Annotated in this window: 20 protein-coding genes; 1 reads left to right on the top strand and 19 read right to left on the bottom strand. The window is 64.2% G+C overall.

From position 1 onward, the window contains the following. The first annotated feature begins 43 nt into the window (after positions 1-43). Positions 44-1,888 carry an aminopeptidase P family protein gene (locus ASD12_RS06130; RefSeq protein WP_056582934.1) on the top strand — a complete coding sequence of 615 codons (1,845 nt, stop codon included), beginning with the start codon at positions 44-46 and terminating at the stop codon, positions 1,886-1,888. Positions 1,889-2,057: 169 nt separating this feature from the next. Here the strand turns inward: ASD12_RS06130 and ASD12_RS06125 are convergent, their stop codons facing one another. From ASD12_RS06125 to ASD12_RS06035, 19 genes are all read right to left on the bottom strand, one after another. Beyond that, positions 2,058-2,354: an AzlD family protein gene (locus ASD12_RS06125; RefSeq protein WP_056582932.1), complete on the bottom strand. Its 297-nt coding sequence runs from the start codon at positions 2,352-2,354 to the stop codon at positions 2,058-2,060. Next, positions 2,351-3,079, bottom strand: a complete 729-nt coding sequence (locus tag ASD12_RS06120) for an AzlC family ABC transporter permease (RefSeq protein ID WP_056583095.1) — start codon at positions 3,077-3,079, stop codon at positions 2,351-2,353. Before ASD12_RS06120 ends, ASD12_RS06125 begins: the two co-directional genes overlap by 4 nt. Positions 3,080-3,248: 169 nt before the next feature. After that, positions 3,249-3,941, bottom strand: a complete 693-nt coding sequence (locus ASD12_RS06115; protein ID WP_056582931.1) for a TIGR02453 family protein — start codon at positions 3,939-3,941, stop codon at positions 3,249-3,251. Continuing rightward, positions 3,941-6,145 carry an NAD-dependent DNA ligase LigA gene (ligA, locus tag ASD12_RS06110; RefSeq protein WP_056582928.1) on the bottom strand — a complete coding sequence of 735 codons (2,205 nt, stop codon included), beginning with the start codon at positions 6,143-6,145 and terminating at the stop codon, positions 3,941-3,943. Before ligA ends, ASD12_RS06115 begins: the two co-directional genes overlap by 1 nt. A gap of 112 nt (positions 6,146-6,257) precedes the next feature. Continuing rightward, positions 6,258-7,931 carry a DNA repair protein RecN gene (recN, locus tag ASD12_RS06105; RefSeq protein ID WP_056582927.1) on the bottom strand — a complete coding sequence of 558 codons (1,674 nt, stop codon included), beginning with the start codon at positions 7,929-7,931 and terminating at the stop codon, positions 6,258-6,260. Between the two features lie 327 nt (positions 7,932-8,258). Continuing rightward, the gene (locus tag ASD12_RS06100) at positions 8,259-9,128 is read right to left on the bottom strand and encodes an outer membrane protein assembly factor BamD (protein WP_056582925.1); all 870 of its coding nucleotides are present in this window, start codon (positions 9,126-9,128) and stop codon (positions 8,259-8,261) included. A gap of 264 nt (positions 9,129-9,392) precedes the next feature. Continuing rightward, on the bottom strand, positions 9,393-10,343 hold the full coding sequence (gene lpxC, locus ASD12_RS06095; protein WP_056582923.1) for a UDP-3-O-acyl-N-acetylglucosamine deacetylase: 951 nt from the start codon (positions 10,341-10,343) through the stop codon (positions 9,393-9,395). A gap of 281 nt (positions 10,344-10,624) precedes the next feature. Next, on the bottom strand, positions 10,625-12,307 hold the full coding sequence (gene ftsZ / locus ASD12_RS06090) for a cell division protein FtsZ (protein WP_056582921.1): 1,683 nt from the start codon (positions 12,305-12,307) through the stop codon (positions 10,625-10,627). Positions 12,308-12,374: 67 nt separating this feature from the next. Further along, the gene (ftsA, locus tag ASD12_RS06085) at positions 12,375-13,682 is read right to left on the bottom strand and encodes a cell division protein FtsA (protein ID WP_056582919.1); all 1,308 of its coding nucleotides are present in this window, start codon (positions 13,680-13,682) and stop codon (positions 12,375-12,377) included. Then, positions 13,679-14,620, bottom strand: a complete 942-nt coding sequence (locus ASD12_RS06080) for a cell division protein FtsQ/DivIB (RefSeq protein WP_056582917.1) — start codon at positions 14,618-14,620, stop codon at positions 13,679-13,681. The genes ftsA and ASD12_RS06080 overlap by 4 nt, the downstream gene beginning before the upstream one ends. Beyond that, positions 14,608-15,534, bottom strand: coding sequence for a D-alanine--D-alanine ligase (locus ASD12_RS06075; RefSeq protein ID WP_056582915.1), 927 nt, complete (start codon positions 15,532-15,534; stop codon positions 14,608-14,610). Before ASD12_RS06075 ends, ASD12_RS06080 begins: the two co-directional genes overlap by 13 nt. A gap of 301 nt (positions 15,535-15,835) precedes the next feature. Then, positions 15,836-16,801 (bottom strand): UDP-N-acetylmuramate dehydrogenase, encoded by a 966-nt coding sequence (gene murB / locus ASD12_RS06070; RefSeq protein WP_056582913.1) that lies wholly within the window; start codon positions 16,799-16,801, stop codon positions 15,836-15,838. Further along, on the bottom strand, positions 16,798-18,204 hold the full coding sequence (gene murC / locus ASD12_RS06065) for a UDP-N-acetylmuramate--L-alanine ligase (RefSeq protein WP_056582911.1): 1,407 nt from the start codon (positions 18,202-18,204) through the stop codon (positions 16,798-16,800). Before murC ends, murB begins: the two co-directional genes overlap by 4 nt. Continuing rightward, the gene (gene murG / locus ASD12_RS06060; protein ID WP_056582910.1) at positions 18,201-19,328 is read right to left on the bottom strand and encodes an undecaprenyldiphospho-muramoylpentapeptide beta-N-acetylglucosaminyltransferase; all 1,128 of its coding nucleotides are present in this window, start codon (positions 19,326-19,328) and stop codon (positions 18,201-18,203) included. Before murG ends, murC begins: the two co-directional genes overlap by 4 nt. 1 nt (position 19,329) lies before the next feature. Next, complete coding sequence (ftsW, locus tag ASD12_RS06055; protein ID WP_027034940.1) at positions 19,330-20,481, bottom strand: putative lipid II flippase FtsW; 1,152 nt, start codon at positions 20,479-20,481, stop codon at positions 19,330-19,332. Beyond that, positions 20,481-21,881, bottom strand: coding sequence for a UDP-N-acetylmuramoyl-L-alanine--D-glutamate ligase (gene murD / locus ASD12_RS06050; protein WP_056582908.1), 1,401 nt, complete (start codon positions 21,879-21,881; stop codon positions 20,481-20,483). Before murD ends, ftsW begins: the two co-directional genes overlap by 1 nt. Before the next feature lie 8 nt (positions 21,882-21,889). Further along, positions 21,890-22,972, bottom strand: coding sequence for a phospho-N-acetylmuramoyl-pentapeptide-transferase (gene mraY / locus ASD12_RS06045; protein WP_056582906.1), 1,083 nt, complete (start codon positions 22,970-22,972; stop codon positions 21,890-21,892). 19 nt (positions 22,973-22,991) lie between these two features. Further along, positions 22,992-24,449 (bottom strand): UDP-N-acetylmuramoylalanyl-D-glutamyl-2,6-diaminopimelate--D-alanyl-D-alanine ligase, encoded by a 1,458-nt coding sequence (locus ASD12_RS06040; RefSeq protein ID WP_056582904.1) that lies wholly within the window; start codon positions 24,447-24,449, stop codon positions 22,992-22,994. Next, positions 24,446-25,900: a UDP-N-acetylmuramoyl-L-alanyl-D-glutamate--2,6-diaminopimelate ligase gene (locus ASD12_RS06035; protein ID WP_056582902.1), complete on the bottom strand. Its 1,455-nt coding sequence runs from the start codon at positions 25,898-25,900 to the stop codon at positions 24,446-24,448. The genes ASD12_RS06040 and ASD12_RS06035 overlap by 4 nt, the downstream gene beginning before the upstream one ends. Positions 25,901-25,911: the final 11 nt, after the last annotated feature.

Raw genomic sequence — 25,911 nt, 5'->3', positions numbered from 1 at the left:
CGCGACCGTACGCTACGGTTGCGCTGACTGCAGGAGGCCCACCATGTTCCAGACCTTCGATTCCGCGGGCGACCCGGCCGTCGGCAAGCCACGCGTGGCGCTGCTGCGCCAATGGCTTGAAGCCAACGGGCTTGATGGTTTCATCGTGCCGCGCGCCGACGAGCACCAGGGCGAATATGTCGCCGACCGTTCGGCGCGGCTGAAATGGCTGACCGGCTTCAGCGGCTCGGCCGGTGTGGCCATCGTACTGCGCGACCGCGCCTTCGTCTTTGTCGATGGGCGCTACACGCTGCAGGTGCGCAGCGAGGTCGATCTCGACGTCTTTTCGATCGAAAGCCTGGTCGACAATCCGCCGGCCGTCTGGCTCAAAGACAATCTTGGCAAGGGCGCACGGCTCAGCTTCGATCCATGGCTGCACACGATCAGCGAGGTCAAGGCGTTGCAGGCCTCGGCCGACAAATCAGGCGCCGTGCTGGTGCCGCTCGACAAGAACCCGATCGACATCATCTGGAAGGATCAGCCCGAGGCGCCGGTGGCGCCAGTCGAACTTCATCCGATCGGTTTTGCCGGCGAGCTCGCCAAGGACAAGCTGGCGCGGCTGGCAATTGCGATCGCCAAGGACGGTGCCACCCATGCCGCGCTGACCGACCCCTCCTCCATTGCCTGGGCCTTCAACATCCGTGGCGGTGACGTGCCGCACACGCCGCTGGCGCTCGGCTTCGCCATCCTCGCGGCCGATGGGTCGCACCAGCTTTTCATGGATAAGCGCAAATTCTCGCGCCAGGTCGTGGCCTACCTCACCCAGCTCGCCGAGCCGCATGAGCCCGGCAAATTCGAAGCGGCAATCGTGGCGCTTGCCAAGAGTGGCGCGAAAATCGCGCTCGACCCGGTGCTGGCGGCCGACAGGCTGCGCATGCTGGTCGAAGCCAATGGCGGCACCGTGATTACGGCAGTTGACCCTGCCCGCATCCCGCGCGCCACCAAGAACCAGGCCGAGATCAACGGCTCGCGCGCCGCGCATCGCCGCGATGGCGCGGCTGTGGCGAAATTGCTGTGCTGGCTGGAGCGGCAAAAACCCGGTTCGCTCGACGAGATATCAGTCGTCACCAGGCTGGAGGAGTCGCGGCGGCAGACGGGCGAGGAAACCCAGATGCCGCTACGCGACGTCTCCTTCGACACCATTTCCGGTGCCGGCCCGAACGGCGCCATCATGCATTACCGCGTGTCGCGCGCCACCAGCCGCAAGCTGCGGGCCGGCGAACTGTTCCTGCTCGATTCCGGCGCACAATATCAGGACGGCACCACCGACATCACCCGCACCGTGCCGATCGGCCAGCCGACCGAGGAAATGCGCGAACGCTTCACGCTGGTGCTGAAAGGCATGATCGGCATCTCTACCTTGCGCTTTCCCGCCGGCACGCGCGGCTCGGAAATCGATGCCGTCGCGCGCATGGCGCTGTGGAAGCACGGCTGCGACTTCGCCCACGGCACCGGCCATGGCGTCGGCTCGTATCTGGCCGTGCATGAAGGCCCGCAGCGCATCGCTCGAACCGGCACCGAAAAGCTGCTCGAAGGCATGATGCTGTCCAACGAGCCGGGCTATTACAAGGAAGGCTCCTACGGCATCCGGATCGAAAACCTCATCCTGGTGACCCCGGCCGTTCAGATCGACGGCGGCGACATTGCCATGCATGCATTCGAGACGCTGACGCTGGCGCCGATCGACGTCAGGCTGGTGCGGTCAGACCTATTGACGCGCGAGGAGCTGCATTGGCTCGACGCCTACCATGCCCGCGTGCTGGCCGAGATCGGGCCGATGCTTGACGGCGAAACGCTGACCTGGCTGGAAAAGGCCACTGCGCCGCTGCCGCACGACGCCAAGATTTGAGGCGAGCTTCTTTCTCCCCGTTTACGGGGGTGAGGCGTGCTCCGCGCAGCGGACGAAAAGCCAACTGCTTGGCTTTTCGAACACGAACGCCCGGAGCGACAGCGGAGGGCATGCCCGCCAGGGCAATGAGGGGCAGCGCTGACGTTCGAAAACGATCGCGCTCGCAGGACTACCCGACGAACTGCCGCGCCACGATCAACACCGCAGCCCCGGCCAGGAACATCGCCATCAGCCCGCCGCGCAGCGAAACCACTGCCGTAACCACCAGTGCCGCCCATTCCGCCGGCCCGGCATTCAACAGTTCCGGCGCCACCAGTGTCGTCAGCACCGCCGCCGGCACGGCGTTGAGACCGGCTTCCACACGCGGATGGATGGTGTCGAAGCGGGAAATGACCAGATGTCCGCCGATGCGTGTCAGATAGGTGGCGGTTGCGCCAGCGATGATGATCCAGAATGTCGTGCTCATGGCCGCTCTCCCACGCCGCTGTGGTGGGGTGGCAGAAGGACCGCCAGCAGCACGCCGGCAATCGCGCCGATCGAGACATGCCAGGGCGAGCCCACCGTCTTGTAGGCGACGATCGAGGCGGCGCCACTGGCAATGACCACCGGCAGCCACAGCGGCCGCTTGCGGAAGCCCAGGACAAGACCGAGGAAATAGATCGGCAACAGGAAATCGATGCCCAGCGCATGCGTGTCGGGGATCAGCTTGCCGAACACCGCGCCGAGCGCGCTTTCGATTATCCAGAACACATAGACCGGCAGGCCAAGTCCCAGATACCAGGCAAAGCCGACCGTCTGGCCGGATTGCGCGCGCGCCTCGGCCACCGCGAACTGCGGATCGGTGAGGATGAAATAGCCGAGCGCCTGCTGGATGATGGGCCAGTGCGCGATGCGCCGGCCGATGCCGGCGGAATAGAGCACGTGACGGAAATTGACGGCAAAGATCGACAGCACGATCAGCCACGGCGCCACATGCTGGCCGAACAGCTGGATGCCGACCATCTGGCTGGCGCCGCCATAGACCAGCGCGCTCATCAGGAAGGCCTCCAGGACCGAGAAGCCATTGTCGACGGCGAGCGCGCCGAACAGCACCGCAAACGGCGCCGACGCCACCACGACAGGCATCGACAGCCGCACACCCTGCCAGAAATCGCTTTTCGCGCCGCTCTCGGAAATTACGTCCGTCGCCATCGACCACTCCTGATGCATGTCGCCCAAAAGTGCGTAGCGGTTTGGGGACAACGACATGCACAACAACAAGGGAATGGCGGTATGTAGGTGGCACAGCCTGCGCTGTCACACGAATTCGCTTGAGCCGAATGATCAGCGGAAATGATCGACAAGGCGCCTCGTCGAAGGGCTAGCCGGCGAGGGTCTTGCCCTCGATCGCCCTGCCCCAGTCGAGCAGCGGCTTGGCGCGCAAGGTGAAATCGACGAGTTCGTCGACCAGATCAGCCGTATGGATTCCCGCCGGATCGATGACATGCTGGACGACAAAATGTCGGTGGCGGATGGCGGCGACCAGGTCAGCATCGCTGATATGCTCGAAGCCGCGTGGCGTACGTTTCATGCGGCCTTCCGTCTCGAGTTCAAGACGGTTCCTCTTCAACGCCGCCACCATGGCGCGAAACGTGTCCGGTCGCGTCGCGATGGCTTTGCGCAGCGCCAGCAGCAGCGCTGCCTCGGGTTGCCACCAAGCGACGCCGGCAAAGCAGCGCTCAAGCCCGATATGCACATAGAACACGCCCTGCTCCATCTTGGTGCCGTCTGGCGACAGGATGGCCGACAAATGCCTGTTGTAGGGCCGTTTGTCCTTGGCGAAGCGCACGTCGCGATTGATGCGGAACAGCGACTTCTTGCGGTCGCCGCGCAGGCCGAGGCCTGCCTTTGCGAAGCGCTCGGTCAGCGTGTCGACGAGATCACTGAGGGGATCGCGCAATTCCTGTTCGAACAGGTCGCGGTTTTCCAGGAACCATTCGCGGCTCTGGTGGAAGTCCAGCGCCTTCAGGAACGGAATGGCCTTTGGCCCGAACCCTTTGAATGCGCCTTCCATCACGCCTTGCCGATCCGCGCCAGCCAGGCATCCTCGTCGATCACCTCGATGCCGAGCTCGCTGGCAAGCTTGAGCTTGGAGCCGGCACCCGGTCCGGCCACCACCAGATCCGTCTTCGCCGAAACCGAGCCCGCGACCTTGGCGCCGAGGCGCTCCGCCATTGCCTTGGCTTCGGAGCGTGTCATCTTCTCGAGCGAGCCCGTGAACACGACCGTCTTGCCGGCGACCTCACTGTCGGCCGCGACGTTGACGATATACGGCTTCGGCTTGACTTGCGTGAGCAGCGCATCAAGCACGTCGTCATTGCGCTCATTGCCGAAGAAGTCGCGCAACGCATCGATCACTGTATCACCGATACCGTTGACCGATGGGAAAACGCTGTGCGGATCGGCTGCCGCCGCTGTCTCCTTGCCGACGCGGATCAGCTCCTCGATGGTCGAGAAGGTCCGGGCAAGCACGGCGGCCGTCGTTTCGCCAATATGGCGGATGCCGAGCGCGAAGATGAAGCGGTCCAGCTCCGGCTCGCGGCGCGAGTCGATGGCGGCGAACAGCTTGTCGAGGCCCTCATAGTTGCGATCCTCGACGCTGCGCACGTTCTTGCGCGTCTTGCCCGATGCAGCCTCGCGCTGCCTGGCCTGCTCCTCACGCCGCTCGGCCAGCGCCCTGGTGACGGCCGGACGGCGATCCTTGAGCGTGAAGATATCGGCGGCGGTCTTGATCAATCCCGCATTGAAGAAGGTATCTATGTTTTCGGCACCAAGGCCTTCGATGTCCAGGGCACCGCGTGACACGAAGTGGCGCAATCCTTCCACCGCCTGCGCCGGACAAATCAGTTCGCCGGTGCAGCGGCGGCGGGAATCTTCCTTGCCGGTCTTCTCATTGATCTCGCGCGTCGCCGGCGAGCCGCAGATCGGACAGGTTTGCGGGAACTCGTAGGGCACGGCATCGGGCGGCCGCTTGTCGATGACGACACTGACGATCTGCGGAATGACATCGCCCGCCCGCTGGATCACGACCGTATCGCCGATGCGCACGTCGATGCCGTCGCGGATCGGCTGGCCCGTGTTGTCCAGGCCCTTGATGTAGTCCTCATTGTGCAGCGTGACATTCTCGACCACGACGCCGCCAACCGTGACCGGCGCCAGCCGCGCAACCGGCGCCAGCGTGCCGGTGCGGCCGACCTGGATGTCGATCTTCTGCACGGTCGTCATCGCCTGTTCGGCCGGAAATTTGTGCGCGACGGCCCAGCGCGGCTCGCCGGTGACGAACCCCCATCTGCGCTGCAGCTCCAGCTGGTCGACCTTGTAGACGACGCCATCAATGTCGTAGCCCAGCGACGAGCGCTGCTCCTCGATGAGGCGATACTGGGCGACCAGATCATCAACCGATTTCGCCCTGACCATCAGCGGACTGATCTTGAACCCCCACTCGGCGAATTTCTGCACCGAATCATATTGGGTCGGAGCCGGATCCGCTGTCGTGTAGCCCCAGGCATAGGCGAAGAATTTGAGGTTGCGGCTGGCGGTAACGGACGGATCCTTCTGGCGCAGCGACCCGGCCGCCGTGTTGCGCGGATTGACGTAGTCCTGGCCGCCGACCGCGGCCGAGCGCTGCTTCAGCGCCTCGAATTCCGCGTAGGTCATGTAGACCTCGCCGCGTATCTCAATGATTTCGGGCCAGTCCGAGCCCTTCAGCTTCGCCGGGATGTCGGCGATTGTCCGCAGGTTGGCGGTGATGTCTTCGCCGACAGTGCCGTCGCCGCGCGTTGCGCCCTGCACGAACACGCCGTTCTCGTAGCGCAGCGAAGCCGACAGGCCGTCGATCTTCGGCTCGGCCGTGAAGGCGATATCGAGATCCTTGTCGCGATCGAAGAATCGCCGGCCGCGTTCGAGGAAATCGGTGACGTCCTCGTCGGTATAGGCCTTGGCGAGGCTGAGCATCGGCACCGCATGACGCACCTTGGCAAAGCCTTCCGCCGGCGCAGCACCTACCCTGCGCGATGGCGAATCCTCGCGCACCAGCGCTGGAAAGCGCTCCTCGATGGCAAGGTTGCGCCGTGCCAGGGCATCATACTCAGCATCGGTGATAACAGGCGCATCTTCGGTATGGTAGCGCCGGTCGTGCTCGGCGATCTCTTCCGCCAGACGCTTCAGTTCGGCTTCGGCCTCGCTCTCACTGAGCGAATCGACAGGTTTTTCAGCCATGCTTTCCTTCCCCGGACGGTGGCCCGCCACAATAGATCAGGATTTTGGGAAAAGCATTCCTGAACAGCGGGATGGAGCCATATCCTGACTCGATCCCTGACACCCGTTTTTCTTATGCCGCCGTGGTATTCTCGCGCAGCAGCCGCTCGGCGGCGGCACGGGCCTCGTCCGTGATGGTGGCGCCGGCCAGCATGCGCGCGATCTCTTCCTGCCGCGCCGGCCGGTCCATTTCGGCAATGCCGGTGGCGACACGGTCGGTGGTGCCGGATTTGGAGATCAGGAAATGCGTCGCCGCGCGCGCCGCCACCTGTGGCGCGTGCGTGACCGAGAGCACCTGCACACGCTTCGACAGCCGCGCCAGCCGTTGGCCGATGGCATCGGCGACAGCGCCGCCCACGCCGGTGTCGATTTCATCGAACACCAGCGTCGGCGCCGAGCCACGGTCGGCCAGCGCCACTTTCAGCGCCAAAAGGAAGCGCGAGAGCTCGCCGCCGGAAGCCACCTTCATCATCGGGCCGGGCCGCGTGCCGGGATTGGTGCGCACCCAGAACTCGATCTGGTCGATGCCCTCTTCCATGCGGCTTTCGGCCTCGCTTTTCATTTCCACAATAAAGGCGGCGCGTTCGAGCTTCAGCGCCGGCAATTCGGCCATGACCGCCTTGGTCAGGCCGACCGCAGCCGCATGACGAAGCGAGGACAGCTGCGCGGCGGCAATGTCATAGGTCTCACGCGCGGCAGTGGCCTGCTTTTCCAACCCGTGCAGGCGCTCCTCGCCGGCATCGAGATCGGCGAGATCGGCCGACATCGTATCGCGCAGCTGCGCCAGGTCGTCGACGGCGACGCTGTGCTTGCGCGAGGCCGCGCGCAGCGAAAACAGCCGCTCCTCCGCCTTCTCCAGCCGCTGCGGATCATATTCGGTGGCGCGCAGTGCGGCCTCGACGCCCGATTGCGCAGCGTCGAGCGACAGCATCGCCTCATCCAGCGACTTGACCACGTCGTCGAGCAGGCCGGGCGTCTCCGTCACCTTGCGCTGCAGCCGTCTGAGCAGACTGGCCAGTTGCGGCAAGGGCGAGGACGGGCCGGACAGCACATCCTGCGCATCATGGATTTCCGATGCGATCTTCTCGGCCCGCATCATCGATGCGCGCAGTTCGGCAAGATCGGTCTCCTCACCCGGCTGCGGATCAAGCTTTGTCAGCTCCGCCACCGCCGCACGCAGATAGTCGGCCTCGCGCGCGGCCGCCGCCACCTTGGCGCGGTGGCGCGACAGCTCCTGCTCGCAGGCGCGCCAGTGCCGCCATGCCTCGCCCGTCGAGCGAACGGCGCCGAGATGGCCGCCGAAAGCGTCGAGCACCTCGCGGTGCGCGCCGGGATCGACCAGCGCGCGTTCGTCGTGCTGACCGTGGATTTCGACCAACGCGCGGCCGACATCGCGCATCAAGGTGACGCTTGAAGGCTGATCGTTGACGAAGACGCGGGTGCGGCCATCCGCCGTCTGCAGGCGGCGCAGGATAATGTCGCCGTCATCCTCTATGGCGTTTTCGGCAAGCAGCGCGCGCACCGGATGGTTGCGCGGCACGTCGAAGACGGCGATGACTTGGCCTTGCGCCGCGCCATGGCGCACCAGCGACGCGTCGCCACGCGCGCCGAGCGCCAGCGACAAGGCATCGAGCAGGATGGATTTGCCGGCGCCGGTTTCGCCGGTCAGCACCGAAAGACCCGGCTGGAAGTCGATATCCAGCTTCTCGATCAGGACGATATCGCGGATCGACAGTCTGGAAAGCATCAGAACCCGAATCTAGAACGGCACGCGACCATTTGGAGTCGCAGCGCCGCACTATCTTTTTGTTTGAGCGTCGGATCAATCCGAAAAAGCGCTGCGCACGCTTCGGTCCGAATGCTCCAGAGCAATTCCAGGAAAAGTGTGAAACGGTTTTCCTTCCGGAATTGATCCAAAACAAAGAGTTGGAGCGGTTCGCAGTTTCCCCGAAACGGTGAACTGCTCCAAGCAGGTTCCGCAAAAGTGTCGTGCGGTTTTGCGACAAGAACCTGCGACAAACCAGGAAAACCAAGCGGACGGCGCGTTGGCGAAGCCCGCGAAGTCTGCTTGGGATCAGGCGCCGGTGATCATCTTTCCGGCCTTGGATATCCACGACCCGGCATTTTCGCGCGGTGCAAGCCCATTGCTCTGCAAGAGCTTGTAGGAATCCTTGTACCACGGACTGTCAGGGTAGTTGGTGCCGAGCACGGCGGCAGCGGTCTGCGCCTCCGAGGTCAGGCCCATCGCGTAGTAGCTTTCGGTCAGGCGGGCGAGCGCCTCCTCGACATGGCGCGTGTTGGAATAGCTCTCGACCACGGTGCGGAAGCGCTTGACGGCGGCGATGTACTCGCGGCGCTCGAGGTAATAGCGGCCGATCTGCATCTCCTTGCCGGCCAGCTGATCGTTGGCGAAGCGGATCTTTTCCTTGGCATCGTCGACATATTCCGATGTCGGCCAGCGCGTCACCAGGTCCTGCATCGTCTGAACGGTTTGGCGCGCTTCCTTCTGGTCCTGCGTCACGTCCTTGATCTGACGGTAGTAGCTCAAGCCGATGATGTACTGTGCGTAGGCGGCGTCATCGGTTGACGGATAGAGCGTGAGATAGCGCTTGGCCGAGCCGATCGCCTCGTCGTAGTGGCCCTGGCGGTAGTCGGCGAAAGCGCCCATCACCATCGATTTGCGGGCCCACTCCGAATAGGGGTGCTGGCGGTCGACAGCGTCGAACTTGCGGCTTGCCTCTTGCAGCCGGCCAGCATTGAGATTGGCCAGGCCCTGATTGTAGAGAACATCGGCCGGCTCGGTCTGGTCGACATAGGTCGACAGGTCGATATCTTTCTCCGACGACATGCAGGCCGATAGAAAGAGCGATGGAACAACCACCGAAAGCGCCAGGAAAACAGCCCTCTGCGGCGCTTTCAATTGACCAACTCGCTTGAAGAACATGATTGGATTCCGCCCTTTCGGCGTTATTTCAATGCCCGTAGCATGCCATTGTTTCAAAACTGGTCCCCACTTTTGAACGACATGCCCTAATCGACGGCAGCAGCCATAAACCATAACCGCCTTATCCGGCAACGCTATCTCCGGCCAATCGCGCATTTTTAAGGCGGCCGGACACAGCTTGAACATCAGTGCAATTTCACCGACAGGTGGTGCATTCATGCAACACCGGCCGCCCGCCATGGAACCCGAGAAAAATGAAGAAAATCAGATCATCCAGGGCGCATAGAGCGGCGCATTGACGGCATTCATCTCGGCGCTGCGGCCACGCTCGCGGCGCGTCGTCTCGACGATTTCGAACGCGGTGCGGTCCGACAGCAGGCGGCGCAGAGCCGCGGCATTCATCCTGTGGCCACCGCGATAGGAGCGGAAGCAGCCAATGAAACGGGCGCCGGCCAGCGCCAGGTCACCCATGGCGTCCAGCGTCTTGTGGCGCACGAATTCGTTGGGATAGCGCAGGCCGCCCATGTTGATGACGCGGTTGTCGTCACCAATCACCAGCGAGTTCTCCAGCGAGGAGCCGAGCGCGTAGCCGGCGGCCCACAGACGCTCGACATCCTTCATGAAGCCGAAGGTGCGGGCGCGCGCGATGTCGCGGCGGAAGATATCGGCATTGAGGTCGGAGGCGAACAGCTGACGGCCGATCGCCGGGCTCTCGAAGTCGATCTCGATCTCGAAACGGGTGCCGTCATAGGGCCTGAACTCGGCCCAGGAGGCGCCGTTCTCGATGCGGACCGGCTTGATGACCCTGATATAGCGGCGCTTGACCGAGAGCGTCTCGATGCCCGCCTGGTCGATGGCTTCGACGAACGCCATGGCGCTGCCATCGAAGATCGGAACCTCGGAGCCATCGATCTCGATGGCGACATTGTCGATGCCGAGCCCTAACAGCGCCGCCATGATGTGCTCTACCGTGGCGATGTGCTCGCCAGCGGGATCGCCAAGCATGGTGCACAGGTCGGTAGCGCCAACTTCCGACACCAGGGCGCGGAACTCGTGGCCCTGCTCCGCACCGTTGAAAAGCTGGAAAACGATGCCGGTGTCGGCATCCGCTGGCAAAAAGCTGATGGAAACTTCCTTGCCGCTGTGGACGCCGATGCCAGTAAGCGACGCGCGCGTCTTCAATGTCGTCTGATAGTCGTGCAAGACAATCCCCATAAGCCCGTAATGCCTAGGTCCGCTTCTCCAGCCCGAGGGCGCGGCTCTTGTGTGAATCGGCAGACAGGGCGACTTCCCCCGAAATCCCGGCAAACCGACGATGGTAGGCAGCGAAGATAATGTCCCGTCAGGGAGACTCCAAATCACGGTTTCTTACTCTGTGTAACCGCGAACTGGAGTGGGCACGACTTGGTAAGCGATTGAAATCACACCATTTAAAACGTTAACAGGCAAGCGATTCCTCGCTTGCCTGTTAACAAATGTTACAGTCGGTTTACCAATCAGTTGGCCTGGCGGCGCAGGAACGCCGGAATCTCCAGCTGATCGTCTTCGTGAGTCGACCTCACTTGCGGTGTCAGGCGGCCCTGATCGTCGAGCTGACCACGGCGCGGCGCGTAGAGCTGCGCGTCCTGACTGGCGAGACGACGCACTTCGGGCGCTGCCTGGCGCAGCTTGGGCTCGCGCGGCTGCGCTGGCTGCAGCCGTGCAGGCTCTTCTTCGCGGCGGGTCAGGCCGTTGGTCAGGCGCTTCAGCAGGCCCATCGGTCCGCTGTTGTTCTCGTGGTCGACCGGGCGGCTCTTGGCATCCACCTCGGCCTTGACGACGGGCGGAAAGTCCTCGACGCGCGGCATACGCTGCGGCGCCATGGCAACCGGCTGCGGGGCTTCGCGCTGCAGCATTTCGCGCGGCTGCGGAGCCGGCTGCATCTGCTGGACCACCGGCTGCGGCATCGGCTGTGCTGGCGGCGCCTGGAAGATCTTGCTCTGCGGGCGGAAATCGTCCGCATGGGCAACGGGAGCCGGGCGCGCCTGTGCCATGGCCGCGGCATTGGCTTCGGCCAACTGGATGGCTTCGGCGACCGGATCGGCGGCGCGCGGTTCGTACGTGGTCTGCTGGACCGGCGCCGGGCGGCTTTCCACAGCGGCAACGGCCGGGCGGCTGACCGGCTTCGGCGGCGCCGTGCGGATCGAGATCGGCGCAGCGGCGATTTCAGCCGCCGACTTGTCGATGCCGGTGGCAACCACCGAGACGCGGATGACACCTTCGAGTTCCTCGTCGAAGGTGGCGCCCAGAATGATGTTGGCGTCCTGGTCGACTTCCTCGCGGATACGGGTTGCCGCCTCGTCGACTTCGAACAGCGTCAGGTCGCGGCCGCCGGTGATCGAGATCAGCAGGCCCTTGGCGCCCTTCATCGAGGTCTCGTCGAGCAGCGGATTGGCGATCGCCGCTTCGGCGGCGGCCATCGCGCGGCCCTCGCCGGAAGCCTCGCCGGTGCCCATCATCGCCTTGCCCATCTCGCGCATGACCGAGCGGACGTCGGCGAAATCGAGATTGATCAGGCCTTCCTTGACCATCAGGTCGGTGATGCAGGCAACGCCGGAATAGAGCACCTGGTCGGCCATGGCGAAAGCGTCGGCAAAGGTGGTCTTGTCATTGGCCAGCCGGAACAGATTCTGGTTGGGGATGACGATCAGCGTATCGACGCATTTCTGCAGTTCCTCGATACCGAAGTCCGCCGTCTTCATGCGGCGCTGACCTTCGAAATGGAACGGCTTGGTGACGACGCCGACGGTGAGGATGCCCTTCTCACGAGCCGCGCGGGCAACGACAGGAGCAGCGCCCGTACCGGTGCCGCCGCCCATGCCGGCGGTGACGAAGCACATATGGGTGTTGGTCAGGTGATCGAGGATCTCGTCGATGCACTCTTCCGCCGCCGCTCGGCCGACTTCCGGCTGCGAGCCGGCGCCCAGACCCTCGGTGACGTGCGCGCCAAGCTGGATCAGCCGTGAGGCCTTTGACATGGTCAGCGCCTGCGCGTCGGTGTTGGCCACCACGAACTCGACACCGCGCAAACCGGCGGTGATCATGTTGTTGACGGCATTGCCGCCGCCGCCGCCGACACCGAACACGGTGATGCGCGGCTTAAGCTCGGTGATGTCCGGCTTCTGCAGATTGATGGTCATTGTCTCCGTCCTTTGCCTTTCACGCCGCTTCGCCGCCGCGGCCGCCTATGGGGCTGTCCCCGTCAATTTAGAAACTGTCTCTCAACCACTGACTCATGCGATGCAGTTTTCCGCCCGTTCCGGTCATTCTCAGACCGGAAATTCCTTTCGCCGGATGGCTCTCGAAGCTCGCCATCTGCGGATAGATCAGAAGCCCCACCGCGGCCGAGAAGGCCGGCCCCTTCGCCGCTTCCGGCAGGCCAGCCACGCCGAGCGGACGGCCGATGCGCACATTGCGTCCCAGGATGCGGCGCGCCGCCTCCGGCAGGCCGGCAAGCTGGCTGGCACCGCCGGTGAGCACCACGCGCTTGCCCACCGCATTGCCGTAGCCGGACTTGTTGAGCCGGTCGCGCAGCAATTCGAGCGTCTCGTCGATGCGGGCACGCACGATGCGCGTCATCACCGAGCGCGGGATCTGCAAAGGCACATCGCCATCGTCGCCGATCGGCTGGATCGAGACCAGGTCACGGTCGTCGGCGCTGCCCGGCAGTGCGGAGCCATGCATCACCTTCAGCCGTTCCGCTGCGTCGAGCGAGGTCGAAAGCCCCTTGGCCATGTCCAGCGTGACATGGTTGCCGCCGATGGCGATGGCGTCGCCATGGACGAACTTGCCTTCAGAAAACACCGAGATCGTCGTCGTGCCGCCGCCCATGTCGATGCAGGCCGCGCCCATCTCCAGTTCGTCGTCGACCAGGGCCGCCAACCCGCTGGCATAGGGCGTCGCCACCATGCGCTCGACCGACAGGTGCGAACGGTTGATGGAAAGCTCCAGGTTGCGCATCGGAGCGGCGTCACCGGTCAACACATGCATGTCAACGCCGAGTGCGTCGCCGACCATGCCGCGCGGATCGCGCACGCCGCGTTCCGCATCCAGCGAAAAGCCGACGGGAAGCGAATGGATCACCTCGCGCTCGGCCTTCAGCGCCTGCTTGGCGCCGGCGCCGAGAACGCGCTTGATGTCGGCCTCGTCGGCCTCATGGCCGCCAAGGTTGATGGTGGCGGAGAAGGCTTCGCTCTTCAGCCGGCCGGCCGTCATGTTGACGATCAGCGAATCGACCGTCAGCCCGGCCATGCGTTCGGCCGCATCTACGGCGAGGCGGATGGCATGCTCGGCGCGGTCGAGATCGACGACGACGCCCGACTTCACGCCTTGCGATTTCTGATGACCAATGCCGATCACCTGGATCCGGTGCGAGCGGCCACGCAGCAGCTTGCCGTCATCGCACGGCTTCAGCTTGGCCACCATGCAGCAGACCTTGCTCGAACCGACATCCAGCACCGTCAGGGTGCCGGATCGGCGCGACGAGGCATCGCCATGACCGCCAAGCCAGCTCATATCTTCGTCTCCGGCTTGCGCTTCAGGCTCTTGGGTTTTTCGTTCAGTGCGGCTTCGCGCTGCGTTGCCGCCTCGGGCGTCAACTGCACAACCATCCTGTCGGTCAGACGCATGTCGACGGCGGCGATGTCGCGCGACAACAGCCCCTTGTCCTGATCCATCTTGACGAGTTCGGCGAGTGCCAGATCCTCGCCATCCTCGGGAAGCTTGACGGTGATGCCATTATCCAGCTTCAGGTCCCAGCGCCGATCGCCGACGCGGATATAGCCTTTGATCCGCGTCGCGAGCTCAGGATATTTTTCGATCTTGGCGATAAAGTCGGGCGCGCTCGCCGGCGCGCCGGTACCGATCAGCAGCGGCAGCAGCACCTGCTTGCCGCCCGAGAACGGCGCGATCACGGCGCCATCCTTCTCGATGACGGACAGCTCGTCGCCCTGCTGCCAGAGCGCGAAGGCCTGGCGCTCCTCAACGCGCACTTCCAGCGTGTGCGGATAGACCTTGCGCACCGCCGCGACCTCGATCCACGGCAGGCCGGAGATGCGCTCGCGCGCAGCCTCGGCGTCAAAGCCGATCAGCGACGTCCAGCCGTCGAGTTCGAGCCTGTCGAGAATATCGATCTCCGAGGTCTGGCGATTGCCGACCACCTTGACCTGATCGACGGCAAAGCCGGTGCGGGCGGTGATGCTCTGCACGATGCCGTCGACGTGGCCGCCGAGATAGGCGCCATAAGCACCGCTCGAAGCAATCAGCACGGCCGACATCATGGCCGCGGAAAAGCGCGGCGCCTGGAATTCCCCGACGCCGAGGCGCGCCAGAATGCGCACCGGGCGACGCAGCACCCGCGGCAGCACGAAATGGTCCAACGACAACGGCAGGCCGAACAGCGCCGGCCCGGCCGCGCCCCTCTCCTTACCTTGTCCCCATTTCAACGCAGACACGAAGCGTCCTCCACCATCCAACTCAACAAATCGCCAAAAGAGTGCCCGGCCTGGGCGGCGATTTCAGGCACCAAGGACGTCGGCGTCATACCCGGCTGGGTGTTGACCTCGAGCCAGACAACCTCGCCGTTTTCGGAATGCCGATCGTCATAACGGAAGTCCGACCGGGAAACGCCCCGACAGCCGATCGCTTGGTGAGCCTTGAGCGCCAGTGTTTGTATTTTTTGGTAAATATTCGGTGAAACTTTTGCGGGGCATTCGTGCTTTGATCCCCCGGCGACATATTTTGAATCATAGTCGTAGAAGGAATGGCCGGTCGGGATGATCTCGCAGACCCCCAGCGCCACATCGCCCATCACCGCGCAGGTCAGCTCGCGACCATGGATGTAGCGCTCGACCATGACGATATCGCCATATCTCCATTCCGACGAGCCCAGAACCTGCGGCGGATGCGACTGGCCTTCATGCACGATGACGACGCCGAAGCTCGAACCCTCATTGACCGGCTTGACCACATAGGGCGGCTTCATCGGATGCTTGCTCTGGATGGCGAAGCGGCTGGCGACCTTCGATTCGGCGACCGGAACGCCGACCGCCTTGGCAACCCGCTTGGCCTGCTCCTTGTTCATGGCCAGAGCCGAAGCGAGCACGCCGGAATGGGTGTAGGGAATGCCGAGATATTCGAGGATGCCCTGGATGGTACCATCCTCACCAAAGGGGCCATGCAGCGCGTTGAAGGCCACATCGGGCTTGATCTCGGCAAGCACGGAGCCGACATCGCGCCCGACATCGACGCGCGTGACCTGGTAGCCTTCCTTCTCGAGCTCATCGGCACAAGCCTTCCCCGAGGACAGAGACACGGGCCGCTCGGACGAAAACCCACCCAGCAGGACGGCCACATGCTTGTTCTTCATTCCCCGGCATCCCCTCTCACGGCGGACCAAAAACCAAGATTTTCCGCAACATTGAGTCCGAGTCTCCCGGCAGGTTGCCCCCCAGACGGAAAACGCGGGTAACGCGTCGAACGACTCAAATCAGGAAACGCTTTTGAGCAGAGAATCAGAGAGTTGATTCACTGGCAAGTGCTTACGATTCCGAGAGATTCACTTACTGAGAAAATGGATGCGAAAAGCGTGTCGTTGAGTCTTTGCAGCAACGGTTACGGGCCGTTTTGGTCCCGTTGAAGTTCATGCATCACATGAACTTCAACGCGCGCTAAAGGAGTTGCCCGAGAAACTCCTGAACCGCATGTCCCGGCCGGAAATTGCCGATGCGCTTGATTTCCCATTGCAGCCGGATGCCGGAATTCTCCAGCACCCGCGTACGCACCGTCTCGCCGAGATTTTCAAGGTCGTAGCCGGTCGCGGTTCCCGTGTTGATCATGAAGTTGCAATGCATCGGCGACATCTGCGCGCCGCCTATCATCAGGCCGCGGCAACCCGCCTTGTCGATCTCCTTCCAGGCCGACGTGCCTTCCGGATTCTTGAAGGTCGAGCCGCCGGTCTTCTCGCGGATCGGCTGCACGGTCTCGCGATGGTTCTGCACGGCATCCATCGCCGCCTTGATCGCTGCCTTGTCCTCGGCAAAGCCTTCAAACACGGCCGAGGTGAAGATCAGCCCGGAGGGAGCCGCCGAATAGCGATAGGCGTAGCCCATATCGGCGTTGCTCAGCGTCTGCACATTGCCCTTGCGGTCAAGCGCACGCACCTCGACGACGCGCTCGCGCGTCTCGACGCCGTTGGCACCGGCATTCATCCGCAGCGCGCCGCCGATGGCGCCCGGGATGCCGTGATAGAAATGGAAGCCGCCAATGCCCGCCTCGAGGGCCACCGCGGCGACGCGCTTGTCGGGTGTCGCCGCACCCGCCTTGATCCTTGTCGGCCCGACGGTTTCGGCCTCGCCGAACCCCTTGGCCGAAAGTCGGATGACAAAGCCCGGAATGCCACCGTCGCGGACCAGGAGGTTCGAGCCGACCCCCACGATGGTCAGCGGTATGTCCTCCGGAACGGCTTTCAGAAACGCCGCGAGGTCCTCTTCGTCGGCCGGCTGGAACAGCGCTTCAGCCAGGCCGCCGGCGCGGAACCAGGTGATCTTGTCCATCTCGGCATTCGGCGTGAGGCGGCCGCGCAGGCCGGCAAGCCTGTCGCCAAGTCTGTCGATCAGGGCCTGGCCGTGCATCATGTGACGGTCCCGCCAAGCTCCTTGGGCAATGCATAGGCCCATTGGGTGATGTTGCCGGCGCCCAGGAAGACGACGAAATCGCCTGATTTGGCCAGATCGCGGATGATGGGCGCGATCGCCGCCGGACCCTCGATGTAGCGCGCGTCGCGATGGCCGCCGGCGCGGATGCGCGACACCAGCGCGTCCGAGCTGACGCCGTCGATCGGCTCTTCGCCGGCCGCGTAGACCGGCGCCACCATCACCGTGTCGGCGTCGTTGAAGCAGGTGGAAAACTCGTTGAACAGATCATGCAGCCGGGTGAAGCGGTGCGGCTGGGCAATGGCGATGACGCGGCCCTTGGTGGCACTGCGCGCCGCCTTCAGCACCGCCGAGATCTCGACCGGATGGTGGCCGTAATCGTCGAATATTTCGACGCCGTCCCACGAACCGGTGTGGGTGAAGCGGCGCTTGACGCCGGCGAAGGACGACAGGCCGTTCTTGATCGCCTCGGCCGACAGGCCGAGCTCATGCGCGACTGCGATCGCGGCCGTCGCGTTGGAGACGTTGTGACGGCCGGGCATCGGCAGGCGCAGGCCTGCTATCGTCGTCTGGCCGCCGGTCTTGCGGTCACGGATCACCACGTCGAATTCCGAAATGGCACCGACCATGCGATGATTGGTGAAGCGCACATCGGCCTGCGCGTTCTCGCCATAGGTGATGACGCGGCGATCCTCGATGCGGCTGACCAGCGCCTGCACCTCGGGATGATCGGTGCACATCACGCCAAAACCGTAGAACGGCACGTTCTCGACGAACTGGCGGAACGCCTCGCGCACCTTGTCGAAACTGCCATAGTGATCGAGATGCTCGGGATCGATGTTGGTGACGACCGCGATCTCGGCCGGCAGCTTGAGGAAGGTGCCGTCGCTCTCGTCGGCCTCGACCACCATCCATTCGCCGTCGCCCATGCGGGCGTTGGTGCCATAAGCATTGATGATGCCGCCATTGATGACGGTCGGATCGAGCCCGCCGGCATCGAGCAAGGTCGCCACCATTGAGGTCGTCGTCGTCTTGCCATGCGTGCCGCCGATCGCCACCGCCTGGCGAAAGCGCATCAGCTCGGCCAGCATTTCGGCACGACGTACGATCGGCAGCAGCTTTTCGCGCGCGGCCTTGAGCTCCGGATTGGATTTCTTGATCGCGGTCGAGACGACCACCACCTCGGCCTCGCCGAGATTTTCGGCCTTGTGGCCGACGAAGCATTCGATGCCCTTGTCGCGCAGCCGTTGCACATTGGCGCTTTCGGCCTGATCGGACCCTTGCACCTTGTAGCCGAGATTGTGCAGCACTTCGGCAATGCCGCTCATGCCGATGCCGCCAATGCCGATGAAATGCACAAGGCCGATCGTCTGCGGCATCTTCATGCGTGCGTCCCCTTCCTGAAATCCGAAACGGTTTTTTTCGACGCAATAGCCTCTGTGAGATCAGCGAGCAACCGTGCAGCGTCCGGCCTGCCGGCCGATTTCGCGCCCGCCGCCATCGCCGCCAGCCGCTCGGGGGCGTCCATGAGCCCGCCGATGAGCGCTGCGATGCGTTCGGGCGAAAGCGAGGATTGCGGGTGCACTTCGCCGCCGCCGGCGGCAGCAAGGGCCGCCGCGTTCGCCGCCTGGTCGTGATCGAGCGCATAGGGGTAAGGCACCAGCAGCGCCGGCCGGCCGATGACGGCGATCTCCGAAACGGTCGAGGCGCCGGAGCGCGAGATCACCAGATGCGCCGCCGCGATGCGCTGCGCCATGTCGGTGAAGAAGGGCGAGACCTCGACGGCGACGCCAAGGGCGGCATAGGCCGCCTTGACCCTCCCCACGTCATCCGCGCGAGCTTGTTGGGTAATGACCAGCCGCTTGCGCTGGGCATCGGAAAGCAGCGCGATAGCCCCCGGCACGGCATCGGAAAAGAACTGGGCGCCCTGGCTGCCGCCGAACACAAGCAGGCGGAACGGCTGTTCCCCGGTCGACGCCGCATAAGCCGTCTTGGCCGCTTCCAGCACCGCAGGCCTGACCGGATTGCCCGTCGTGACCGTCTTGATGCCGGCCGCACTGGTGTCCTGTGGCAGGAAGCCGCCGGCGATGGCGTCGACACGGCCGGCCAGCGCCCGGTTGGCGCGTCCCATCACCGCGTTCTGCTCGTGGATCAGCGTCGGCACCTTGCGCCGTGTCGCCGCGTAGAGCGGCGGCAAGGTCGGATAGCCGCCGAAGCCGACGACTGCATCCGGCTTGATTCTGCCAATGATGGCGGAAGCCTGGCGCACGCCGCGCCAGATTTTCCAGAAGGCGCCAAGCAGGGCAAAAGGATTTTTCGAGCCCATCGTCGCCGACTGGATCGGATGGATGGCGGCGGCCGGGAAATGGCCGGCGAAACGCTCGGCACGGTCGTCGGTCGCCAGATGCACCGACCAGCCGCGCTCGTTCAGCTCATGCGCCAGCGCCTCGGCCGGGAAAAGATGCCCACCGGTTCCGCCCGCCGCGAGAAGGATGACGCCTCTGGCCATATCACTCCGCCGGCACGGCGCGTTGCGACAGGCCAAAGCCCATCTGCTTGCGCTTTTCCGGCCGCTTGCGTGTCAGCGCCAGCACCATGCCCATCGAGATGGCGATGGCGATCTGCGAGGAGCCGCCATAGGAGATGAACGGCAGCGTCATGCCCTTGGCCGGCACCAGTTGCAGGTTGACGCACATGTTGATGACAGCCTGCAGGCCGAAGACGGTGACGAGGCCGCCGACCGCATAGCGGGTGAAATCGTCATGCTCCTTCAGCGCCGTGTTAAGGCCGCGCAGCACGATGAAGGCGAAGATCGACATGATGAAAAAGCACATGATCAGCCCGAACTCTTCGCCGGCGACCGAAAAGACGAAGTCGGCATGACTGTCGGGGATGACGCGCTTGACGGTACCCTCGCCCGGCCCGACGCCGAACCAGCCGCCATTGATCAGCGCCTCGCGTCCCATGTCGACCTGGAAGGTGTCGCCTTCGCCGGTAAGGAACTTGTCGATGCGCAAGGCAACGTGCGGAAACACCGTATAGGCGGCAAAGACACCGCCGACGCCGGCCGCCCCCAGTGCGACGATCCATAGCCAGGGCAGCCCCGCCATGAAGAACATGATACCCCAGGTGCCGGTCGTCAGCATTGTCTGGCCGAGGTCCGGTTGCGCCACCAGCAGCGATACGACCAGCACCAGCAGCAGCATGGCGAACAGATTGCCCGGAATGTCGGGCTGGCGCTTGTGCTCGGCGAACAGCCAGGCGCACATGATGACGAAGGCTGGCTTGAGGAATTCCGACGGCTGGATCGACAGGCCGGCAAGCGACACCCAGCGGCGCGCGCCCTTCACCTCGACGCCGATGTAGAGCACCGCCACCATCAGCACCAGCATCAGGCACAGCATGATCAGCGCCATGCGCCGGATCTGCCTGGAATCGAGGAAGGACACGGCCAGCATCACGCCAAGCGCCGGCACGGTGAAGATGATCTGCCTTGTGGCGAAGTGGAAGCTGTCGAGGCCGATGCGTTCGGCCACCGCCGGGCTGGCGGCGAAGGACAACACGATGCCAAGCCCCATCAGCGACAGGAACGCCGCCAGGAACCATCGATCGATCGTCCACCACCAGGTCGCAACCGGGCTTTTGTCGAGACGGCTCTGCATTATCGTGCCCCTCCGATGGGTTTCACACCCTCGATAGCATTCGCAGCTTGCCTGAAGGCTTCGCCGCGGACTTCGAAATTCTTGAACTGGTCGAAACTGGCGCAGGCCGGCGACAACAGCACCACCGCCTCGCCGCTGTCGTCCTGGGCCGCATCATGCGCGGCGTGCTCGACCGCCGCGGCCAGCGTGCCTGAAATCTCGTAGGGCACGGCCTCGCCCAGTGTCGCCGAAAAAGCCGGCGCCGCCTCGCCGATCAGATAAGCCTTGGCGATGCGCGGGAAGAAGCCGCGCAACGGCTCTATACCGCCTTCCTTGGGCAAGCCACCGGCGATCCAGTAGATGCGCGCAAAGCTCGACAGTGCCGGGGCCGCCGCATCGGCGTTGGTCGCCTTGGAATCGTTGATGAACAGCACATGGTCCTTGCGGCCGACCTGCTCCATGCGGTGCGCGAGGCCGGGAAAGCTTTCCAGCCCCGACTGGATCTCGCCAAGTTCCAGCCCGACCTTGAGGCAAGCGGCAACCGCTGCCAGCGCGTTCTGGGCATTGTGCTGGCCGCGAAGCGAGCCGATGCCCTCGAGGAAGGCGACACGGCTGTAGCGGCCGTGCACCGCCTCCATCAGATCGCTGCCGTCGGCGAAATAGCCGTCGGTCAGCGGCAGCCGCTTGGAAATGCGGATGACATGCCGCCCGGCCCGCTCCAGCCGCTCGGCGATCTGAGCGCACCAGGAATCGTCGATGCCGACGATTGCCGTCTCGCTGCCGGCAACCAGCCGCTCCTTGATCGCGGCGTAGTGCTGCATGGTGCCGTGGCGGTCGAGATGATCGGGCGTCAGGTTGAGCAGGATGCCAGCCGTCGGGTTGATCGAGGGCGCGAGGTCGATCTGGTAGGACGAGCATTCGACCACATAGTGCCGATCGGACTCAGGCGGATCGAGCGTCATCACCGCGCGGCCGATATTGCCGCCCATCTGGGTGTCGCGTCCCGCAGCTTTCAGGATATGCGCCGTCAGCGCGGTCGTCGTCGACTTGCCGTTGGTGCCGGTGATGGCGATGAAGGGCGACGTTGGCGCGCTCAGCATCCGCTCGCGGCAGAAAAGCTCGATGTCGCCGATGATCTCGACGCCTGAACCGCGCGCGAGCTCGACCGTCCAATGCGGCTTGGGATGCGTCAGCGGCACGCCGGGCGACAGTACGAACGCCGAGAATTTCGCCCAGTCGGCGCCACGCAGATCAGCGGTAGCGATGCCGGCAACGGCGGCCTTCGCCACACTTTCCGGATTGTCGTCCCAGGCCAGCACGTCCGCCCCGCCCTCGATCAGCGAGCGGGCCGTGGCGATCCCCGAGCCACCGAGCCCGAAGAGCGAAACGCGCTTGCCTGAAAAGGATGCGGCGGGGATCAAGGGGCTTCCTATCTCAGCTTGAGGGTCGACAGGCCGACCAGCGCCAGGATGACGGCGATGATCCAGAAGCGGATCACCACCTGGCTTTCGGTCCAGCCGAGCTTTTCGAAATGATGGTGGATCGGCGCCATCAGGAACACCCGCTTGCCGGTCATCTTGAAGTAGCCGACCTGGATGATGACCGACAGGATTTCCACGACAAACAATCCGCCGACGATGACCAGCACGATCTCGTGCTTGGTGGCGACGGCGACGGTTCCGATCAAGCCGCCCATGGCCAGCGATCCGGTGTCGCCCATGAAGATCGCCGCCGGTGGCGCGTTGAACCAGAGGAAGCCGAGGCCGGCGCCGATGACCGAGCCAAGCACGACCGCCAGTTCGCCGGTACCGGGCACGAAATGGATCTGCAGATATTCGGCAAACACGGCGTTGCCGGAGAGATAGGCGATGACGCCGAAGGACGCCGCCGCGATCATGATCGGCACGATCGCCAGCCCGTCCAGGCCATCGGTCAGGTTCACCGCGTTGCCGGCGCCGACGATGACGAAACAAGAGAACGGAATGAAGAACCAGCCGAGATTGATGATGAATTCCTTGGCGAAGGGGAATGTCAGCGACGACGAGAATGGCGCCTGGCCATTGTGCATGATCACCCAGGCGGCGATGCCGGCGATGATGAATTCAAGCGCTAGCCGCGCCTTGCCGGAAAAGCCGAGATGCGACTGCTTGGTCACTTTCAGATAGTCGTCATAGAAGCCGATCGAGCCGAAGCCCAGCGTCACCAGCAGCACCACCCAGACATAGATGCTCGACAGGTTCGCCCACAAAAGCGACGAGCCGATAATGCCCGACAGGATCATCAGCCCGCCCATGGTCGGCGTGCCGGCCTTCTTGAAATGCGTCTGCGGCCCATCGGCGCGAATCGGCTGGCCCTTGCCTTGCCGCAGCCGCAGCGAATTGATGATGGTCGGCCCGAAGATGAAGACAATCAGCGCCGACGTGATCAGCGCCCCGCCGGTGCGGAAGGTGATGTAGCGGAAGACATTGAAGACCGAGACCTTGTCCGCAAAATCGACGAGCAGTGTAAACATGCGCTTTTCGTCCCCCGACCTAGGTCTGTTTTCTGGCTGTCGATTCAGCCGGGTATTTGCCCAGCAGCGCATCGACCAGTCTTGCAAAACCGATGCCCTTCGACGATTTGATCATCACCACATCGCCCGGCTTCAGCGCGGCAAGCAGCACCGGCTTCAGCTCCTCGACACCGGCGCGGTATTCCGTCTTGATCTCAGCCGGCAGCGTCTGCGCCAGCGCCCGCATCTCCGGGCCGCCGAGAAAGACGGTCTGCGTCCCGGTGCCGACGATGAGCTCGGCAAGGGCGGCATGCAGCTTCGCCGAGTGGTCGCCGAGTTCGAGCATGTCGCCGAGGACCGCGATGCGGCGGCCCTCGCCCGTCACTGGCGTCGCGTTGAGCAATGCCATGGCGGCAGCCATCGATGCCGGATTGGCGTTGTAGCTCTCGTCGATCAGCGTGATCGGCCCGCCGGGGTGGCTCGAAGTCGAGCCACCGGGGTGACGCAGCACATGGCGCTTGCCGCGCCCGCGTTCGGCCGAAAGATCGGCCAGTGCGAGTGCCACCTTGTCGAGATCGGCGCCGACCAGATGCGCCGCCCCCAGCACCGCCAGCACATTCTGCACCATATGGCGGCCGGGCGCGCCGACCCGCGCCGTCACCTCGTGGCCGCTGATCCTGGCGGCGATATCGGAATGATCCGCATGCAGTTCGCATTTGGTGAGCTTGAAGGTCGAGCGCGCATTCTCGCCGAAGCCGTAGACGTGCTCGACACCGGCGGCATGCGCCATCTTGTCGAGAAGCCTGAAGCGCGCATCGTCGCGGTTGAGGACGGCGGCCCCCTCAGGCTCCAGCCCTTCGAAAATCTCGGCCTTGGCCTTGGCGATCTCGTCCAGATTGCGGAAGAAGCCAAGGTGGGCGGCCGCGATCATGGTAACGATGGCGACATGCGGCCTCACCATCTTGACCAGCGGGCGGATCTCGTCGGGATGGTTCATGCCGATCTCGAACACAGCATAGTCGCAATCATCGGGCATGCGCGCCAAAGTCAGCGGCACGCCCCAGTGGTTGTTGAAGGACTGCGCCGAGGCATGCACCTTGCCGACGGCTTGCAGCACATGGCGCAGCGCTTCCTTGGTGGTCGTCTTGCCGGCCGAACCGGTCACCGCGATGATTTTGGCTTGGGAGCGTGCTCGGGAGGCCACTCCGAGCTTTTCCAGCGCGGCCAGCACATCCTCGACGACGATGATCGGCGCCGTCAGCCGGCCGAGCGACGGCAGCTTGCCTTCGGCCACCACCAGCACACCGGCGCCGGCCTTGATGGCAGCGGTTGCGAAGTCATGGCCGTCCATCGCCTCGCCCTTGATGGCGAAGAAGGCGTCGCCCGGCTGCAGGCTGCGGCTGTCGATCGAAATGCCTGAAATGCCTTCCGGCATCGGCCCGAGAGGCCGCCCGTCCATGGCGGCAACCAGCGCCTCGGATGTCCACAGCAAGCTCATGCGGCACGCTCCACGAGTGCTGCGCGGGCTTCCTCATGATCTGAGAAATGCAAGGTCTCGGAGCCGATCGTCTGGCCCTCCTCATGGCCTTTGCCAGCCACGATCAGCGTGTCGCCGGCATGCAGCATGGCGACCGCCTCATGGATCGCCTGGCGCCGGTCGCCGATCTCGATAGCGCCGGGGGCAGCGGCCAAAATGGCAGCACGGATCGTTTCCGGCACTTCCGAGCGCGGATTGTCGTCGGTGACGATGACGACATCGGCAAGCCGCGTCGCGATCTCGCCCATGATCGGCCTTTTTCCCCGGTCGCGGTCGCCGCCGCAGCCGAACACGACGATGACGCGGCCGGTGGTGAACGGGCGCACCGAAGCCAGCACGTTTTCCAGCGCGTCGGGCTTGTGGGCATAATCCACATAGACCGGCGCGCCATTGGCGGTGGTGCCGACGAGGTCGAGCCGGCCCGGTGCGCCCTTCAGTTTCTCCAACGCCATCAAGGCCTTGGCGACAGGTGTTCCCGTGGAAATGGCAAGCCCCGCAGAAACCAGCGCGTTCGAAATCTGGAAATCACCGGCCAGCGGCAGATCGATCTCGTAGAGCACGCCGTCGGCCTCGACTTCGGCGCGCTGGCGGTGGCGCTCGTGCTCGACCCGCTTCAGCCTGAGGAAATCACCATGACGGCCGACCGTCAGCACCTCGAGCCCGGCAGCCTGTGCGGCCTTGACCGTCGGCGCCGACCACGGATCGTCGGCGAAGATGACCGCCGGCGCGCCCTTCGGCAGCAGTGCGTCGAACAGGCGCAATTTGGCGCGGTGGTAGTCCTCGATGGTCGGATGATAGTCCATGTGGTCGCGGCCGAGATTGGTGAAGCCGCCAGCTGCCAGCTTCACGCCATCGAGGCGGCGCTGGTCGAGCCCATGGCTGGAGGCTTCCATCGAGGCGTGGGTGACGCCGGCATCGGCCAATTCCCGCAGCAATTGATGCAGGGCGACCGGATCGGGCGTCGTCAGCGAGCCATAATCGCTGCGGCCCGGCGCCACCACGCCGGTGGTGCCGATCGAAGCGGCGGCATAGCCGGCCTGCTCCCAGATCTGCCTGGTGAAGGCGGCGACCGACGTCTTGCCGCTGGTACCAGTCACCGCGACCATGGTCTGCGGCTGCTTGCCGAAATAGCGGGCCGCACTCAGCGCCAGCGCCAGGCGCGGATCGTCGACCGCCAATACCGGAACCGACAGCCCAGCTATGGTGCTGCCCTTGCCCGCTACGATCGCGGCCGCACCGCGCACGGCGGCGTCGGCGGCATAAACGGCACCATCGGCCTTGGTTCCGGCGAGCGCAAAAAAGACAACGCCCGGCTTTACCTGGCGGGAATCCGAAGAAATCCCTGTAACCTCCAGATCGACGGAAGCTATTCCCTCGACGGGCAGGATACCGGCTAGATCTCTGAGCTTCATCGAGTCCCGTT

This window comes from Mesorhizobium sp. Root102 (genome assembly GCF_001425625.1).
In the GTDB taxonomy this organism is placed as follows: Bacteria; Pseudomonadota; Alphaproteobacteria; order Rhizobiales; family Rhizobiaceae; genus Mesorhizobium.
This window is presented reverse-complemented; position numbering and strand designations above follow the sequence as displayed.

Coding starts and splice junctions, on each gene's coding strand:
- ASD12_RS06130 (WP_056582934.1), top strand. CDS start 44: ATGTTCCAGACCTTCGATTCCGCGGGCGACCCGGCCGTCGGCAAGCCA.
- ASD12_RS06125 (WP_056582932.1), bottom strand. CDS start 2,354: ATGAGCACGACATTCTGGATCATCATCGCTGGCGCAACCGCCACCTAT.
- ASD12_RS06120 (WP_056583095.1), bottom strand. CDS start 3,079: ATGGCGACGGACGTAATTTCCGAGAGCGGCGCGAAAAGCGATTTCTGG.
- ASD12_RS06115 (WP_056582931.1), bottom strand. CDS start 3,941: ATGGAAGGCGCATTCAAAGGGTTCGGGCCAAAGGCCATTCCGTTCCTG.
- ligA (WP_056582928.1), bottom strand. CDS start 6,145: ATGGCTGAAAAACCTGTCGATTCGCTCAGTGAGAGCGAGGCCGAAGCC.
- recN (WP_056582927.1), bottom strand. CDS start 7,931: ATGCTTTCCAGACTGTCGATCCGCGATATCGTCCTGATCGAGAAGCTG.
- ASD12_RS06100 (WP_056582925.1), bottom strand. CDS start 9,128: ATGTTCTTCAAGCGAGTTGGTCAATTGAAAGCGCCGCAGAGGGCTGTT.
- lpxC (WP_056582923.1), bottom strand. CDS start 10,343: ATGGGGATTGTCTTGCACGACTATCAGACGACATTGAAGACGCGCGCG.
- ftsZ (WP_056582921.1), bottom strand. CDS start 12,307: ATGACCATCAATCTGCAGAAGCCGGACATCACCGAGCTTAAGCCGCGC.
- ftsA (WP_056582919.1), bottom strand. CDS start 13,682: ATGAGCTGGCTTGGCGGTCATGGCGATGCCTCGTCGCGCCGATCCGGC.
- ASD12_RS06075 (WP_056582915.1), bottom strand. CDS start 15,534: ATGAAGAACAAGCATGTGGCCGTCCTGCTGGGTGGGTTTTCGTCCGAG.
- murB (WP_056582913.1), bottom strand. CDS start 16,801: ATGATGCACGGCCAGGCCCTGATCGACAGACTTGGCGACAGGCTTGCC.
- murC (WP_056582911.1), bottom strand. CDS start 18,204: ATGAAGATGCCGCAGACGATCGGCCTTGTGCATTTCATCGGCATTGGC.
- murG (WP_056582910.1), bottom strand. CDS start 19,328: ATGGCCAGAGGCGTCATCCTTCTCGCGGCGGGCGGAACCGGTGGGCAT.
- ftsW (WP_027034940.1), bottom strand. CDS start 20,481: ATGCAGAGCCGTCTCGACAAAAGCCCGGTTGCGACCTGGTGGTGGACG.
- mraY (WP_056582906.1), bottom strand. CDS start 22,972: ATGTTTACACTGCTCGTCGATTTTGCGGACAAGGTCTCGGTCTTCAAT.
- ASD12_RS06040 (WP_056582904.1), bottom strand. CDS start 24,449: ATGAGCTTGCTGTGGACATCCGAGGCGCTGGTTGCCGCCATGGACGGG.
- ASD12_RS06035 (WP_056582902.1), bottom strand. CDS start 25,900: ATGAAGCTCAGAGATCTAGCCGGTATCCTGCCCGTCGAGGGAATAGCT.